Genomic DNA, 17,561 nt, shown 5'->3' with positions numbered 1-17,561 from the left:
GGTGTTCACGTCTGCTGTCCCCGATCTCGTTGCATCGCCATTCAATAGCTCGAATAAAGCCGTACCGGCTGTGGCGACAGACGGTTGTCCTGCCTGCGCGCATCGAACGCGTAGCGCAGATAGACGAGGGCGGTGCTTGGTGCGTAGTCGTGCGAACGATCGATGCTCAGTTGAGCGCCGATCACCAGATGCGGGTCGCAGCGATATTCGACGATGCCCGCGAGCCCATACGAAAACGCAACGCCGCGTGTCGAACTGCCGGCATTGACGAGGCTCGCGAGCCCCGGTGCCGCGGCGAGCACGGGGGGCAGACCGTTCGGGTAGTACGGCGAACTCTTCTCGTACGAGTTGGACACGCCGACGGTCGCGCTCAGATCCCACTTCAGCGCGCCACGCCGTCCCAGCCATTCGAGCGGCACACCGAGCGACAGATAGCGCTGCGGGCTGTAGTAGCCGCCCTGCCCGAACGAATAGAAGCGCAAGTTGTTCGTGTAGTGCCACACGTTGCCGATGAGGCCGGTGCTCACCAGCGCATTCGCGCGCCGATATACAGGCACCGTGAAGCCGGTGCGCAGCGTGAGTTCCTGATTACTCGCGACGTTGCGCCCGGTGAGTTGGCCCGCGCCAAGATTGGCGAACAGGTTCGTCGCGCCGAGATCGATCGACGAATGCAGGTCGATGCCGTCGCGGCGCACGCCACCCCATACCTTGCGGGTCACGGGATCATGCATGCCCGCATAAGACAGCTGACTGCCGGTTTCCGGACGGCGCGAGCCGCTGAGCGAAAAGCTCGCCGGTCCCGCGTCGAACTGATAGCGCACGCCGCCGACGAGATAAGACACGGGGAAACCGAGCGGCGTCGTGCCAAAGTCGAAGCGCCACGCGTCGGACGTGTAGCCCGCGCCGAGCGCAACGCCGGTGGCCGGCTGATGCAGATCCCGCAAGAGCGCGGCCCGCGCGGCGAGTTGCTGCGGCGAAAAGCCGAGCGCCGTGCCGAGCTTGTCGGCCGCACCGAAAGTGCCGAAGGTGTCGCGCGTGGACGCGTTGGCGTCGCTGACGTCGAGCGTGCCCGCATCGAGACGCACGGTGTCGATGTGCGCGAAGAAATGGCCGTCGTAGCGATAGGGTATCTGCACGTAGACCGGCACCTGCCAGGCGCGCAGCTGCGAGATGCCGGCATCGCCGGATTTATACGCGGGCAGCCAGCCGGTCTCGATCGACGGATCGCGGCGCTGTTCGAGATCGTCGAGCGCGACCTGCGCGGGAGTGCCAGCGGGCCCCGCCGTCACGCCCGCCGTGCGTTCCTGAGCGCGCGACAAACGGAACAGCGAGGCGGCATCCTCGTACTGCCCGAGGTCTTCGGCGATGCGGCCGCTCTGTACCGTGACGTCCGGCCGCGCCGGATACGCGACGCGCAGCGCCGCCGTGATCTGCTGCGCATCGCGCGCCTGGTTCAACGCGGCGAGGCGGCGCGCGGCGGAGAGCCGGGTGTCGACGTCGTCGGGCGCGGCGCTGTCGAGCACGTCGTGGACGACGCCCAGCGCGGCGCGGCGCTGGCCGCTCTGCTCCAGCACGCGGGCGAGCGCAAGCTGCGCGTCCGCATCGCTGGGCTGCGCGGCGAGCAGCGGCGCCAAGGTCGCCCGCGCGGCCGCGTAGTGGCCCTGCACCCGCTCCAGATCGGCGAGTTCGAGCGCATAGCGTTTGTCGCGCCGACCGGCCGGGCTCACCGCCGCGAGTCGTTGCTGGGCCGCATCGTAATCCTGATGATCGATCGCATCGTCGGTTTGCCGCAGCGCGACGCGCAGCGCCTGATCCTCCAGGCGCGCGCGTTGCGCGGCGTCCAGTTTCAGCCGCGGATCGTCACGCAGTTGCTGAAGCCATGCGGACAGCTCCGCGTCGCGTCGCGCGCTGCCGAGCAGATCGCCGTAGCGCAGCCGCACGTCCGCGTCGGCCTGTTGCGGATGCGCGTCGATCCAGTCGCGCAGCAGCGCGAGACCGCGTGCAGGGTCGCCCGCGTCGATCCACTGCGCGCCGACCGACGCGAGCAGAGTCGGATCGTCGCCGGCCAACACACGCGCCTCGTCGAGCTGTCGGCCCGCGCTTGCGCGATCGTCGCGCGCGAATGCAGCGCGCGCGTCGGCCAGCCGCTGCTGCGTGCGCAGATTGCGATCGAGCGCGCGCATGCCATCGGTGCGGTCTTGCTCCGGGATCAGCGCAAGCACCGCTTGCGCGCCGCTCAGATCATCGAGCGAATTGCGATACAGCGCGCTCGCGTAGCGCATCTCGGGCGATGGTGCGAGCGCGAGACCGTCGTCCATCACGTTGCGGCCGAGTTGCGGCAGGCCGAGATCGCGGTACAGACGCGCGAGCGCGAAACGCGTCCACGGCGAGTCGGGCTCGCTGCGCAGCGCCGCTTCGTAGCGCTGCGCAGCGGGACCGCGCTCGCCGGCGGCGAGCAACTGGTCCGCCTGTTGGGTGAGCAGACCGGCACGCAGACGAGCGAGGCTGCGGCGATCGTCGGCGGCGGTGAAGCGGCTTTGCAACGCGTCGATCAACGGCTCGACCCGGTCCGCGCGACCGGTGTTCTCGAACAACGTCTGCGTGCTGCGCAGCGCCGCCACGCTCGGCGCACGCGAATTCAGCATGTCGCGCAGCAGCGGTTCAGCCGCATGCCAATCGTGCTGCGCGAGCAGCGCGTCGGCGAGCATCAGCTTCGCGTCCGCGTTGTCCGGCTCCATCGCGAGCGCCGCGCGCGCCGCCCGCTCGGCGTCCTGCGCGTGACCCGCCGCGGCGGCCGCGCGGCCTTGCCCGAGCACTCCCCAGAATTGCGCGGTGCGCGCGAGGCTTTGCCATTTCGCGCGATTGTCGGGCGCAAGCGCGGCCGCGCGCAGAAACAGCGCGTGCGCTTCGTCATGCCGCCCCGCCCGCATGCGCGCGATGCCGAGACCGCCCACCGCTTCGGCATCGTCGGGACGCGCGCTCGCGGCGCGCGCGAGCAGCGGCTCGGCGGCCGCCAGATCGTTGCGCGCGAGCGCCTGCACACCGCGCTGCTGCGCGATGTAGTCGGGGTTGCGTTCCAGTTGCCGTTGCGCGTCGAGGCGCGCTTCGAGCGTCGCGACGCGCTCGCGGAATTCGGTGTCGTCCGGCACGAGTTGCAGATAGGCGCGCAACGCCGGCAGATACGCGAGGTCCGCGCCCGCCGATTGCAGCACGTGACGCCACGTGTCGAGCGAGGCGGTGCGATCGGAGTCGGGCCGTGTCGCCAGATTCCACGCGATGCGGTTGGCCTCCGCGCGGGTCTCGCCGCGCGTGTTCAGCAAATTCGCGAGCACGAGCGCCGCATCGACGTCCGACGGATCGGCGGCGATACGCCGATGCAGCGCGACGAGCGCCTGTTCGCGGCCCTCCGGCGTGCCCGCGAGAATCTGGTAGTACTCGGCGCCGAGCGAGCCCGACGGCGCGCCGTGCGGAAACAATAGCCGCAAACGCCGCGCCGCTTCGCTGGACTGACCGCTGCGCGCGAGCAGACGCACGGTCGCAAATTCCTCGCGGCCGTTCGTGGCGACGCGCAACTCGTCGTCGAGCTGCTCGATCGCCGCGCTGCCCGGGGCTTGGGCGCGCAGGCGCGCGAGCGTCGCTTGCGCGGCTTGCGCATGCCCGAGGCGCAACTCGATGCGCATTTGCTCGGCAAGCAAGGACGGATCGCCGGGCGCGGCGAGCAGCGCCTTGTCGATCGCCTGCAACGCGAGGTCGTCGCGATGTTTGGTCGACCACATGCGCGCGGTCGCGAACAGGCGTTGCGCGACGGGGTTTGGCGATGGCGCAATGGTTGGCGACGCAGCGCTCGCCGCCACTGGGTCAACGGCAGCCGTGCGCGCGACCGTCGTATGCAGCGCTTCCGATTCCCCGGTATTGCCGTATGCGGAGCCCGTGATCGCCGCGCCGCCCGCGCACGCGAGCACGCCAAGGCGCGCCGCGCGCGTTACTGCGGCGCGGCGCGGCACGATGTGCTCCAGTTCGGATCGAGGGTGCCGTCGGCCGCGAAGCGGTAGCGGCCTTCGCGCCAACCGAGCGCGAACAGGCTCAGCACGCTCGAGTAATAGCCGGCGGCCGTCTCGCGATCGAGCGTTGCAACCCGCGCGATCTGCGCATCGGCAAGCGCGCGTTGACCGCGCGCATCGAGAAACGGCACGGCCGCGGCTGAAAAGCCCGCGTTACCCAGGTTGATGCCGGCACGGCCGCTGGTCGTGTCGACTGTTTCGGGCGGCGCACCGTGTGCGGCGATGAAGCTTGCGAATGGCGCGAACCGCGCGAGCAGCGTCGGCGCGAGCGGATCGCGCCGGTCGAGCATGCCGGCCCACAGATACACGCGGATCGCGTTGTAGGCGCTCTCGGCGTGGGTCTGCGCATCGGGTGCGAAGCCGCGGTGCGCGCGGTACAACGCCCAGTCAGGCGCGAAGCCATGTGGTGCGGTATCGATCAGCATGCGGCTGGTGCTGGCGAGCAGACGCGGCCAGCGCGGATCGTCGGGCAGCCGCGTGGCGAGGCCGCGCAGCAGCTGCGGCGGGGCGTAACTTGGATTGACGCGCCACACGCCCGCGTCCGGATGAAAGCCGACCGGGCCAGGCAGCAAGGTCAGTCCGAGCCCCGGCGCGTTGGCCGTTTCCTCGTCGAGCACGCGCCGCGCGAGCACCGCGCCGCGCGCCGTGTAGCTGCGCTCGCGCCACGCGTCGCCGGCTTCGAGCAGCGCATAGGCGATCCACAGGTCGGCATCCGACGAGGCATTCGCGTCGAGCACTTGCCAGTTGCCGTCGGCTGAGCGGCCCCACAGCCATGCCGGCAGACGCGCGGTCAGGTCGCCTTGCGCGAGATGCTGCTCGGTCCAGCGCAGGATCGTATCGAAGGCTGCCCGGTCGTTCGCGACCAGCGCGAAAAACAATGCGTACGATTGCCCCTCGGAAACCGTGCGCTCGTCGGGCGAGCCGACGTCGATCACGCGGCCATCCGCGGACACGAAATCGCGCTTGAAGTCCTGCCAGCGCGGCCACGGCGCGGCGGTGCAAGCGGTGACGCTGGCGCGGCCGGGCTCTAACGCTTGCGCGGCGAACGCGTTGTGACAGCTCGCGAGCGTCAGCATCGTGGCAAGCACCGCGGCTGGCGCCGCCGCTGCTGTTCGCACGCGCTTGACCCGGAACTTCGCGCGCAAGCGGGCACGTCCGCCGACGCTCGCCTCGGCGCCGGCATCGACTCGCACGGCCACCCCGCCGCGCGCTGCTCGCAGCAGCGCCCCGCCCTTTTCCTGGCTCATCGATCAGACTCCCCGGCGCCGCGCGGCCAGTTCCTGCAACGCGGTGAACGCGCCGATCGCCAGCATCAAGCCGGCGAACGCGCCAAGCACGCCGAGCATCACCGGATGCTGGATCGCCTTGCTCCATAGCTGCGCATACCAGGGCACGTAGCCGACCACGTAGGTGTCGCCGACCCGCATGCTGTCCACCTTGCCATCGCGCAGCAACGCGACGTCGCCCTGCAATTGCGCGACGCGGTCCGGCTTTTCGAGCATGTCGAGCAGTTGCGACAGTTGCTGCGGATCGGTGGCGCTCAATGCGACGACGCTGCGTCCGTGGCTGCCAGGCAATTCGAAGCCCATCAGCGCGGCGAGCGGTCCGTCGCGTTCGATGCGCGCGCCGCCGTCCGGCCGATGCGCACCGTCGCGCCGGGCGCCGCTGCGCCATTGCTCGTCGATCGCGAACGAGGTGCGCGCGATCGGGCTCGGCGCATCGGGGTCGCCGGTCTGAGCGCCTGTCTGAGCGCCGATCGTGAGCGGCAGCGCGTGCGGCCAGCGCGCAAGCCACGGCGCCGAGCCGTTGCCGCCGATCACGAGCAGATCCTTGCCGCTTAACTGCGCGAGCTCGCGCGGCCGCGCGACCTGCACGCGCAGCGCCGGATAGCCGGTCCACTGCCCCATGTGCCCCAGCATCGTCAGCAAGCTTTCGAGCTCCTGCGGCGCGGGATGCTCGGGAATCACGACGGCCGTTTGCGACAGGTCCGCGTAGCGCGTGAACGGAAAGCCGCTGTTCGCGAAGAACGCGAGGTTCGGCATCTGCGCGAAGTGGACGAAGTCCGAGAAGTCGATCGTCGAGTCGGGATCGACCGCGGCCTGCACCGGGTTGCTGGCAACGCTCTGGCATAGCCCGGTCTTCTGCGAATCGAGATTGAAGCGAAGCTGCAACTGGTTCGAGCTGCCGACGCGGAATGCCGGGATGTCGAGCGCGCTCGTCGAACGGTTGGCGTTGTTCGACAGCACCGGTAGTTGCAGGCGGCCCTGCGCGTCGTCGGCGGTCGCGAGTGCGAGCCGGTACGACTTGACGAGCTGGTCGTTGATCTGCACCGCGAGCGCCGAATTGTTCTGCACGGTCGGCGCCGTATAACGGTACTTGAGATGCAGCGGCACGCCCGCGCCGTTCCATGAGTACAGGTCGGCGGGCACCCGCAGGTTCAGGCGGATCGCGTCGGGCGCGCTGCCGCGCACCTGCAGTTGCGACGGATCGTCGATCAGCTCCTTGAACGCGACCGGCCGGTCGATCGGCAGCCAGCGCGGCGCGTCGTACGGCTTGCGCGGCGCACCGGCGGCAAGCTGCGTGATGCGCACCGCAGGCCCCGCGAGCGCGGTCGTGCCGAGCACCAGCGCGGTGCTCGCTTCGTCGACTTCGGCGGCGCTGCGGCCGGTCACGATCAGCAGCTTGCGGTTGGGCGCGACGGGATTGTCGGCAACGATCAGCATCGGGCCGTTGATCGGCGGCAGCGTCAGGCCGGCGGGCAACTGCTCGCTGCGCGCGACGACTACCGCGTGCGAGTCGGTGGGCAACGTCGACAGCGCCGGAAAACGCGCCTGCCGGTAATCGGCCTGGGCGCCGAACCACGAGGCGAGCACGCCCGCGCTACGCAGCGTCGCGTTGTCGGCAGCGGCCGGCAGCACGAACGGCAGGCGCAGCCGGGCCGCGTCGCGCTGATCGAAGAACGGCGCGGGCAGCAGCGCGAGATCGTCGGGTAGGCGGATCGGCGCGGTGTCGATGATGAACTCGCTCGACGGGCTCACGTCGGCCCACAGCGCCGAGTTCTCAGGATCTTCGCAATGATCGAGCGTGTAATGCGCGATCAGGCGCAGGCCGATCTGGTTGTAGTCGGTCAGAAACCGCGGATCGAGCGGGATGTCCTGCGTGACGAGCTTGCCCGCGTGATCGCGGTCGAACGGCACGGTCGCGACCACTTCGTTGTTGATCGACACCTTCAGATGCGACATCGCGAACACGAGCGCGGGCGAGTACGTGTAGCGCAAGCGCAGGCGCGCGGCCGTGACCACGCGGTCGAGCCGCACACCGAGATTGACGGCGCGCGCGTCTTCGAGGCCCCGCAGCGTAAGCGGCTGATAAGCGCCTAGCGCCGCGAACGAAACGCGCGATGTGCTGGCCCCGGATGCGGGCGTTGGCAGGCTGGCATCGTTGTCGAGGTAGTTGGCGTTGGCGTTGGCGTCGCTCGCAACGGTGGGCGCGCTCGATGCGGCCGACGCATTCGCCGGCTTGCCGGAGGCAGACACTGGCGGCGTGGCGCCGGAGCCGGCCGTATACAGCGCACCGACAGCGACTGTCAGCGAAAGACACAACGACACAACTGGTTTCATGAACAGCTCAACGTGTTGGATCGCGACCGTGCGCGCCCGAGTGGGCCAATGACGGTGCGAATCCGATCTGCCGCGCAACGCGCGAATTGGGAAAACGGACTGCCGGGTACGCCCCACCGGCGATGCAGGTGGCGGCGCGCTATACCTCGTATACGGAAGATCCGGCGAAACCTTGAGCGGAACGAGCGACGGCAGCGGCAACACGCGAGCGCGATCGGCAGTAGCACTAACCGGTATGCGCTCTATTCGTGCTTCGAAAGCGGGTTGTCAAGAAGGGGGCGACTGCCTGCCGCTGTTGGGCGGCGCAAAGATATCACAATTGCAAAAAAGTTGACATCTTGTAAGATCCAAATCCGCTGCCGCACTTCTTAAGCACCCCGACCTATGCCCGATCCGGCCGATTCCCCCGCGTCGCCCTGCACTATGCAGTCCACCGATCACTCGTCCATCACGCCGCCCGCGAAGCGCAGCGGCGTACTACGCGGGTTATTCGCGTTACGGCATTCGTACGCTGGCATCGTCGCGACATTGCGCGCGGAAAGCGCTTTCCGTCAGGAAGCCGTGCTCGCGGCGATCCTCGTGCCGGCCGCATTCCTGATGCCGGTCGACGCAATCGCGCGCGTGCTGCTGACCGGATCGGTGCTGCTCGTCCTGCTGGTCGAGCTGTTGAATTCGGCGATCGAGGCCGCCATCGACCGGATCTCGTTCGAGCGACATGAATTGTCAAAACGCGCGAAAGATTGCGGCAGCGCGGCCGTCACCATCGCGCTGCTCATCTGCGTGTTGACATGGGGTGGGTTGTGCGGGCCGCTTGCGTATCACTGGCTGCGTGGCTGATGCGCGACGCGTTCCACGTGTGTGTATAGCCTGGTTGCTTCGTTGTGCGCTCCGTGATACGGGCGCAAACGTTGGCGGCTACACAGCGATGGCACATCTATTGCTGAACTCCGCTCGCCGGCATCTCACCCGTGAAGCCGCGTGACACATGCAACGGGGCGCCGTTCAAGCGTCATTTCAAACAATCCACCGGTGGAGGCACCATGCTTCGATACGCTGTGATTTTTTTCATCATCGCCATCATCGCCGCGGTGTTCGGCTTTGGCGGCATCGCCGCGGGCGCAACCGAAATCGCCAAGGTATTGTTCTTCATCTTCCTGGTGATCTTCCTCGTCACCCTGCTGATGGGCGTGATCCGACGCTGACGGTCGAATACAGCGTTCGGTGAATTCACGCCTCGCCCGATGCGAACCGGGGCCGCTGTGAGGGGCGGCGGCGAGGTTTGCACCGCTCCTATCGCCGTTGCAATACTTGCCGCAGCATATTGCAAGACTTGCCGACGCATCGGGCGCCTCAATTTTTCTTCCGATTCTTCGTCATCCACAGCACACAGCGTCATCGCGCCGACGAATCGTTCACGCGATGTTTTCCGCTTCATAGAGACGCCGGCCCGCCGCATCCTTGCTGCCGAGGATCGGCTGAAAATCGATCGGCCACTCGATGCCGATGTCCGGATCGCACCACAGCAGGCAGCGCTCGAGTTCGGGAAACCAGTACTCGGTGGTCTTCCACACGCATTCGGCGACATCGGATAGCACGACGAAGCCGTGTGCGAAACCGGGCGGCACCCAGATCTGCCGCTGGTTGGCTTCGCTCAGATACGCGCCGCTCCATCTGCCGAAGTTCGGTGAATTCAGGCGCACGTCGACCGCGACGTCGAAGATCTCGCCGCGCACGACGCGCAGAAGCCGTCCCTGGGGACGCTGCACCTGGTAGTGCAAGCCGCGCAGCACGCCATGCACGGCGCGCAGATGGCGGTCCTGCAAGAAGTTGAAACCTTGCGCGACGTCGTCCGCAAACTCGTCCGCGCTGAAACTCTCGAAGCAGAAGCCGAACTCGTCGGCGAACACTTCCGGCTCGATGAGTTTCACCTCCGGCAATGCCGTCGCCACGACCCTGTTGCCCATCGCCACTGTGCTCGTAAAAGGCTAGCCAGCGAAGCTACGACCGCTGTTGCGGCCGCGTCCGACAGACGACGCGCACCCGCGGCGCGGGCGCGCGATCGCATGCTAAAGAGACATCCTACGCCTCAGTGGCCGCCCGGCTGCGGGCACGATACTCGGTTGGCGACAAGGCCATGCGCTTGCGGAAAATTTTTGCGAGACGATCGCCGTTGCCGGTGCCGCTGCGACGCGCGATCTTGTCGACCGGCAACTCGGTCTCGGTCAGGAAGTTGCACGCGATGCGCAGCCGCACCTGCAGCAGGTAGTCCGACGGCGTGACCTGCATCTCGTGCTTGAAACGGCGCAGGAAATTGCGCTCGCTCATCGCGGCGACCTGCGCGGCGTCGGCGACCGATACCGGACGGTCGCAGTTCGCCTCCATCCAGCGCGCGGCCGCGCGAATCTTTTCGGCGACGCTCAGCGTGCCGCCCTCGGCCGGCAGCGGCACCCACGTCGCGGCCATGCCGGGCATCACGCGATCAGCGACGCTGCGCGCGAGCTCAGCGCCCAGGTCGCGCTTGATGAACATCAGCGCGCTGCGGGCGCAGTCGTGACGGTCGTTGGCCGCGCTGAACACGCCTTCGCTCGCGCTCGCGCCCGGATAGCGGCTCATCAGGCCGTCATGCTCGGTCGGACCGGCCGCTTCGAGCACGAGGCGTCCCTCGCCGATCGTTTCGATCGCGCGGGTGCGCGATTGGACGCTGCGCAGCCAGTTCAACAGGCGTTCGTCGCGCGCGGCCACGTGGGCGCCGTAGCCGCCCGCGATGAACAGCACGTCGAAACCGCCGCCGAAGCGGGTGTCGATGCGGTCGGTCCAGATGCGCGCCGACGACGAACTGGCGACATTGCCGCCGTCCATCGACAGGAATTGCACTTCGTAGGGTGGATCTTCGCCGGCTCGCGTCTCCGCGAACTCATTGGCGGTCTGGAACATTTCCACGACGGTACCGGGGCCGAGCAGCCAGAAGCCGTCGAACAGCAGAATGCCGATTCGCCGCGCTGCAGTACGGACGTTCAAGGCGGGCGTGTGTAGCCACGTAATTCTCGTTGTATCAAGGTGCATGTGCGGCATGATCTTTCCCCAAACGGTCATACGTAGTGGACCCCGATTTGCCCCGTAACCGGAGGAACGAGAGAATGCGTTATTACGGCGGAAAACCAGACTCACGCCGCATAAAGGATTAAGCGTGATATTAGCGGAATGGATCGCTATAGTAAATTTGAAAAACGAATCTCATCACGACAGCCTATGTCTGACGAAAAGTTGTTATCGGGCCATCGATATGAGCGGCTCGGGGTGAAGGCGACTGTGCAAGGCAGTGCGGAGAGCTTAGCGCTGAGCCTTGACGGACGGCACTTCGCGAATTCGGACAGGCTTACCGATAATGCGAAGCGCAGTGATGCCGTGTTGCCGAGTACGTTTCTTGCGCGATTCCAAAACGTTTCAATTCTGAACTGCTTATCGTGGCGATAACGCGTGCCCAATTCGGCGTTTTATTCGCAAACCGCAAATTTATTACCTTCGCCATTAGGTATTTCCGTCGCATTCGTTCCGCGTCGGAAATTGATATCGAAATGCAGGTTTATCGCCCGTCCCGAAAATGTTTCTATATTGAAACATCGTTGACGGCTTTCGTATGATTTAAATGTGCGCGGTTGGCGCATCTACCGTACGTCGGATGATTGGATGCGGCGCAGCAATCGCGCGGGGCCCAAGGCCTCGCGCGATTGCCGTTGCAAATCGCGGCGGGCGCAACGGCCGCGCCGCCGCCCCTCGCCTGATGTCAGCCGTGGGTGCCTTCGCCGGCGAGCGTCGCCGTAGGCGCGGTGCGCGCGAGCACCGGCCGCAAAGCTACGCCCGTGTGGCTCGCGGCCACGCGCGACAGGCTTTCCGGATCCGTTGCCGCAACGATCGCACCGCCGCCCACGCCGCCCTCCGGACCGAGGTCGATGATCCAGTCGGCCTCGGCGATCACGTCGAGGTCGTGCTCGATGACGACGACGCTATGCCCGCCGTCCACGAGCCGATGCAGCACGCGAATCAGCTTCGCGACGTCCGCCATATGCAGGCCGACTGTCGGCTCGTCGAGCACGTACAGCGTGTGCGGCGGCTTCTGGCCGCGCCGCGTGATGTCGTCGCGCACCTTGCTGAGCTCGGTGACGAGCTTGATGCGCTGCGCCTCGCCTCCCGATAGCGTCGGTGACGGCTGGCCGAGCGTCAGATAGCCGAGTCCGACGTCCTTCATCAGTTGCAGCGGATGACCGATGTTCGTGATCGACGCGAAGAATTCGACCGCTTCGTCGATCTCCATGGTCAGCACGTCGCCGATATTCTTGCCGCGCCACGTGACCGCGAGCGTCTCCGGATTGAAGCGCTGACCGTGGCAAACGTCGCACGGCACCTTCACGTCGGGCAGGAAGCTCATACCGATCGTGCGCACGCCCTGGCCCTCGCACGCGGGACAGCGGCCCTCGCCGGTGTTGAACGAGAAACGCGACGCGGTATAGCCGCGCGCGCGCGCCTCAAGCGTGCCCGCGAACAGCTTGCGGATCGCATCCCACACGCCGATGTAAGTGGCGGGACACGAACGCGGCGTCTTGCCGATCGGCGTCTGATCGACTTCCAGCACGCGGTCGATGCTTTCCCAGCCGGTGACCGAGTCGCAGCCTTGCCACGTGTGCGTGACGTTCAGCGGCGCGCGCGGCGCCGAGCGCGCGAGCACGCTCGAGCGCCGGTTCGCGGCCGGCTTCTGCTCGGCGGCCGCGCGCGCGCGGCGCGTGGCCGGCGACGACAGCACCGAGCGCCCGACCGCATCGAGCAGATTGGTCATCAGCACGTCGCGCGCGAGGGTCGATTTACCGGAACCGCTGACGCCCGTCACTGCGACGAGCCGCGCGAGCGGAATGCCGACCGTCACGTCACACAGGTTGTGCAGCTTGCCGCCGTGCACGGTCAGCCAGTTCTCCGGCACCGCGGCTGCGCGCTTGCCCGGCGCGACGACCGCGCGGCGCGGCTGCAGCGGGTGCACGATAGGCTGTGCGAGGAAGCGCCCGGTCAGCGAATCGGGCTGCGCGGACAGGTCCGCGACGCTGCCCTGCGCGATCAGCGTGCCCCCGCGCTTGCCCGCGCCCGGCCCGATATCGATGATGTGATCGGCGCGTCGAATCGTATCTTCGTCATGCTCGACGACGACCAGCGTATTGCCCTTGTCGCCGAGCTTGCGCAGCGCGTTCAGCAGGATCTGGTTGTCGCGCGGATGCAGACCGATGGTGGGCTCGTCGAGCACGTAGCACACGCCCTGCAGGTTGCTGCCAAGCTGCGCGGCGAGCCGGATGCGCTGCGCTTCGCCGCCCGACAAACTCGGCGCTGCGCGATCGAGGCTCAGATAGCCGAGCCCGACCTCTTCGAGGAACTGCAGCCGGCTGCCGATTTCGCTGACCACGTCGCGCGCGATTTCCGCATCGCGGCCCGTCAGCCGCAGCGTATCGATCCACGCGCGCGTGTCGGACACGGTCCATTGCGCGACATCGACGATCGCCTGCGAGTCGAACGTGACCGCGCGCGCGACCGGATTCAGACGCGTGCCCGCGCAATCCGGGCACGGCTCGTCGACGAGCCCTTCCGGTTCCTGCTCCTCGGACGGCAAGCTCTGTTCGCGGCCGCGATTGTCGTCGACGACGATCGTGTCGTCGTACGCGGCGCGCTGCTCGCGCGTCAGCGACAGCCCGGTGCCGACGCAGCTCGTGCACCAGCCATGCTTGCTGTTGTACGAGAACATGCGCGGATCGAGTTCAGGGTAGCTGGTGCCGCATACCGGACACGCGCGCTTCGTCGACAGCACCTTCACGCCGCCCAGCTTCGCGGTGGACTGACCACCGTTGATCGCGTCGTGCAGGCCGTCGAGCGGCGCGAGCAGATGCATGATGCCTTTACCGATGTCGAGCGTCTGATCGAGCGCTTCACGCAGCTCGGGTTCACGATCGGCCGAGATGACGAGATCCGCGACCGGCAGCTCGATCGTGTGCTCGCGGAAGCGGTCGAGCTTCGGCCACGGATCGACCGGCACGAACTCGCCGTCCACTCGCAGGTGCGTGTTGCCGCGCGCTTTTGCCCATTTCGCGAGGTCCGTGTAGACGCCCTTGCGGTTCACGACGAGCGGCGCGAGGAAGCCGACGTGCTGGCCCTTGTGATCGCGCAGCAACTGCGCCGCGATCGATTCGGCGCTTTGCGACGTGACCGGCGTGCCGTCGTGCACGCAATGCTGCAAACCGAGCTTCACGTACAACAGACGCAGGAAGTGCCACACCTCCGAGGTCGTCGCGACGGTACTCTTGCGGCCGCCGCGCGACAACCGCTGCTCGATCGCGACGGTCGGCGGAATGCCGTACACCGCGTCGACTTCGGGCCGTCCGGCCGGCTGCACGATCGAGCGCGCATACGCGTTCAGCGATTCGAGGTAGCGGCGCTGACCTTCGTGGAACAGGATGTCGAACGCGAGCGTCGACTTGCCCGAGCCCGATACGCCGGTGATCACATTGAACTTGCCGTGCGGAATGTCGACGTCGAGCGCCTTCAGGTTGTGCTCGCGCGCGTTGACGATGCGCACGACGTCCTCGCCTTCGATCGCGCGACGCGCGCGGGCCGCGCTCAATGCCTTCTGCAGCGGAATGCCTTGCGGCGACGCGGCGGCTGCGGTGTCCATCGCGCGGTCGTATTGCAGCAGTGCCTCGCCGGTATGCGATTCGGCACATGCTTTGACGTCGTCCGGCGTGCCCGCGCACAGCACGCGGCCACCGCCGTCGCCGCCTTCGGGACCGAGGTCGATGATCCAGTCGGCCGCGCGGATCACGTCGAGATTGTGCTCGATCACGATCAGCGAATGACCGCTCGCGAGCAGCTTGCCGAACGCCTGCATCAGCTTCGCGATGTCGTCGAAATGCAGACCGGTGGTCGGTTCGTCGAACATGAACAGACGCTTCGCGGCCCCCTGCTTCGCGCCGCGTGTACCGCGCGCCTGCGCCGATTCCGCGAGAAAGCCCGCGAGCTTGAGCCGCTGCGCCTCGCCGCCCGACAGCGTGGGTACCGGCTGGCCGAGCTTCACGTATTCGAGCCCGACGTCGACAATGGGCTGCAGCACGCGCAATACTTCGGCGTCCTTCGCGAAGTACCCGACGGCCTCGCTGACGGTCAGTTCCAGCACGTCGGCAATGCTCAACGCGCGCGCGGGCTCGCCTCGCTCGATCTTCGCCTCGAGGATTTCCGCACGATAACGACGCCCGTCGCAATCGGGGCAGCGCAGGTACACGTCGGAGAGGAACTGCATTTCGATGTGCTCGAAGCCCGAGCCGCCACAAGTCGGGCAGCGGCCGTCGCCCGAGTTGAAGCTGAACATGCCGGGGCCATAGCCGCGCTGCTGCGCGAGCGGCGCCTTCGCGAACAGTTTGCGGATTTCGTCGAACGCGCCGACGTAGCTGGCCGGATTCGAGCGCGCGGTCTTGCCGATCGGCGACTGGTCGACGAACACGACGTCGGTGACGTGATCGGCGCCCTTCAGCGCCTTGAACGTGCCGGGTGCTTCCGTGGCAAGCCCGAAGTGGCGCGCCATCGCCGGATACAGCACGTCCTGCAGCAGCGTCGATTTGCCGGAACCCGACACGCCGGTCACGCAGACTAGCCGCTGCAATGGGATGTCCACCGTGACGTCGCGCAGATTGTGCTCGCTCGCGCCTTCGAGCACGATGCGCGGCGTGCTCGCGTCGACCGCGCGACGCGACCAGTGCGCGGCATCCGCGACATGGCGCCGCCCGCCGAGGTACTCGCCGGTCAGCGTGCCGGTCGAACGGATCGCCTCGGGCGCGCCGTCGAAAATGATCGAGCCGCCGCGCTCGCCGGGCCCCGGCCCCATGTCGATCAGCCGGTCCGCCGCGAGCATCACCGACGGATCGTGCTCGACGACGACGAGCGTATTGCCCGCGTCGCGCAGCCGGTGCATCGCCTCGACGATGCGGTTCAGGTCGCGCGGATGCAGACCGATGCTCGGCTCGTCGAGCACGAACAGCGTCTTGGTCAGCGACGTGCCCAGCGCCGTGGTCAGGTTGATGCGCTGCACCTCGCCGCCCGACAGCGTGCGGCTTTGCCGGTCGAGTGTCAGATAGCCGAGGCCAACGTCGCAGAGATATTTGAGGCGCGTGCGTACCTCGGCGAGCAGCAGCTTCAGCGCGTCGTCGAGCAAGGCGCTCGGCAGCGTGATGTCGTCGAAGAAGCGGCGAATACGCTCGATCGGCATCAGCATCAGGTCGTGCACGGTCAGGCCCGGCAACGCTTCGAGCTGCGCGCGCGACCACTTGACGCCGCGCGGCATGAAGCGTTGCGCGGGTGCGAGCCCCTCGTTCGCGTTGGCCTTGCTGCCGAGGCGCCACAGCAGCGATTCGGTTTTCAGACGCGCGCCGCCGCAGGTTTCGCATGGCGTATAGCTGCGGTACTTCGACAACAGCACGCGGATGTGCATCTTGTACGCCTTCGATTCGAGATAGTCGAAGAAGCGTTTGACGCCGTACCAATGCGTCTGCCACTTGCCGTTCCAGTCGGGCGAGCCATTGATCACCCAGTCGCGCTCGCGCTCGCTCAACTCGCCCCACGGCGTGTCGCGGCGAATGTCGGCTTTCGCCGCATAGCGCATCAGGTCGTCCTGGCACTCCTTCCACGCGGGCGTCTGCATCGGCTTGACCGCGCCTGCGCGCAGCGTCTTGCGGGCGTCCGGAATCACCAGACCGAGGTCGACGCCGATCACGCGGCCGAAGCCGCGGCAGGCGTCGCACGCGCCATAGGCCGAATTGAACGAGAACAGCGCGGGCTGCGGGTCGGCATAGCGCAGATCGCTTTCGGGGCTGTGCAGGCCGGTGGAAAAGCGCCAGATGCGCGGCTCGGCGCCTTCACCGTTCGGTTCGTCCGACGCGGCCGGCAGCACGTAAATATTGACGCGCCCGCCGCCGCGCTTGAGCGACGCCTCGAGCGCCTCGATCGCGCGCGCTTTGTCGACCGAGCGCAGCCGGAAGCGGTCGGCGACGACGTCGAGCAGCTTGCGCTTGCCGGTCGCCGAATCGACTTCGCGCTGCGCCTGCACGCGGGTATAGCCGCTCGCCGACAGCCATTGCTCGACCTCCTGCTCGGATGCCGAGTCCGGCAGCTCGACCGGGAACGTGACGACGAGGCGGGGCTCCTGCTGCGCGGTGCGCTCGAGCAGTTCCGCGTAGATCGTCTCCGGCGTGTCGTGCCGCACCGGATGCGCGGTCTGGCGATCGAACAACTCGGCCGCGCGCGCGTACAGCAGCTTCAGATGGTCGTTGAGCTCGGTCATCGTGCCGACCGTGGAACGCGAGCTGCGCACCGGATTAGTCTGGTCGATCGCGATGGCGGGCGGTACGCCGTCGACGCGGTCGACCTGCGGCCGGTCCATCCGGTCGAGGAACTGGCGCGCGTACGCACTGAAGGTTTCGACGTAGCGGCGCTGGCCCTCTGCATACAGCGTGTCGAACACGAGGCTCGACTTGCCCGAGCCCGACGGCCCGGTGACGACCGTCATTTCGCCGGTGCGCACGTCGAGGTCGACGTTTTTCAGGTTGTGCTGGCGGGCGCCGCGAATGCGGATGGTGCCCTGAACCTTGTTGCTGCTGGGGTTGCCGCGTTGGGGGGTGTCAGCGAGGGTGTCAGGCGTTGCGTCGTTGGAGGACAATTTTTTCGACCGTGTGAAGGAGTGGGTCACCTCTTACGGCCGGCTCTCGCGACCGCGCAAGTTCGGTGCAGCCGGGACGGCGCGAAAAGCGCCCGGAAAGCGTGGCTGTAGGGGGATACTATACTGTATGTTTATACAGTTTTCCAT

Annotated in this window: 8 protein-coding genes; 2 read left to right on the top strand and 6 right to left on the bottom strand. The window is 67.2% G+C overall.

Annotated features, from left to right (window positions below; translation table 11 throughout):
* Positions 1 to 41: 41 nt before the first annotated feature.
* From BJG93_RS05370 to bcsB, 3 genes are read right to left on the bottom strand one after another with little or no spacing between them, the layout of a single operon-like run.
* On the bottom strand, positions 42 to 4,004 hold the full coding sequence (locus BJG93_RS05370) for a cellulose synthase subunit BcsC-related outer membrane protein (RefSeq protein WP_071336546.1): 3,963 nt from the start codon (positions 4,002 to 4,004) through the stop codon (positions 42 to 44).
* A complete protein-coding gene (gene bcsZ, locus BJG93_RS05365; RefSeq protein ID WP_027197298.1) occupies positions 3,983 to 5,308 on the bottom strand; it encodes a cellulose synthase complex periplasmic endoglucanase BcsZ in 1,326 nt (441 codons plus the stop codon). The genes BJG93_RS05370 and bcsZ overlap by 22 nt, the downstream gene beginning before the upstream one ends.
* A gap of 3 nt (positions 5,309 to 5,311) precedes the next feature.
* A complete protein-coding gene (gene bcsB, locus BJG93_RS05360; protein WP_027197297.1) occupies positions 5,312 to 7,681 on the bottom strand; it encodes a cellulose biosynthesis cyclic di-GMP-binding regulatory protein BcsB in 2,370 nt (789 codons plus the stop codon).
* 384 nt (positions 7,682 to 8,065) lie between these two features.
* Between bcsB and BJG93_RS05355 the strand changes: the two genes are divergently transcribed.
* Together BJG93_RS05355 and BJG93_RS05350 are read left to right on the top strand one after the other, a co-directional pair.
* Positions 8,066 to 8,518: a diacylglycerol kinase gene (locus tag BJG93_RS05355; RefSeq protein ID WP_027197296.1), complete on the top strand. Its 453-nt coding sequence runs from the start codon at positions 8,066 to 8,068 to the stop codon at positions 8,516 to 8,518.
* A 203-nt stretch (positions 8,519 to 8,721) separates the two neighbouring features.
* The gene (locus BJG93_RS05350; protein ID WP_013089029.1) at positions 8,722 to 8,883 is read left to right on the top strand and encodes a DUF1328 domain-containing protein; all 162 of its coding nucleotides are present in this window, start codon (positions 8,722 to 8,724) and stop codon (positions 8,881 to 8,883) included.
* Positions 8,884 to 9,093: 210 nt separating this feature from the next.
* Here BJG93_RS05350 and rfbC read toward each other — a convergent pair whose 3' ends face one another.
* The 3 genes from rfbC to uvrA form a co-directional block, all read right to left on the bottom strand.
* Complete coding sequence (gene rfbC / locus BJG93_RS05345) at positions 9,094 to 9,645, bottom strand: dTDP-4-dehydrorhamnose 3,5-epimerase (protein WP_027197295.1); 552 nt, start codon at positions 9,643 to 9,645, stop codon at positions 9,094 to 9,096.
* A 115-nt stretch (positions 9,646 to 9,760) separates the two neighbouring features.
* On the bottom strand, positions 9,761 to 10,753 hold the full coding sequence (locus tag BJG93_RS05340) for a GlxA family transcriptional regulator (protein ID WP_027197294.1): 993 nt from the start codon (positions 10,751 to 10,753) through the stop codon (positions 9,761 to 9,763).
* 712 nt (positions 10,754 to 11,465) lie between these two features.
* Positions 11,466 to 17,414 (bottom strand): excinuclease ABC subunit UvrA, encoded by a 5,949-nt coding sequence (gene uvrA, locus BJG93_RS05335; RefSeq protein ID WP_071336548.1) that lies wholly within the window; start codon positions 17,412 to 17,414, stop codon positions 11,466 to 11,468.
* Positions 17,415 to 17,561 lie beyond the last annotated feature (147 nt).

The organism is Paraburkholderia sprentiae WSM5005 (genome assembly GCF_001865575.2).
Taxonomy (GTDB): domain Bacteria; phylum Pseudomonadota; class Gammaproteobacteria; order Burkholderiales; family Burkholderiaceae; genus Paraburkholderia; species Paraburkholderia sprentiae.
This window is presented reverse-complemented; position numbering and strand designations above follow the sequence as displayed.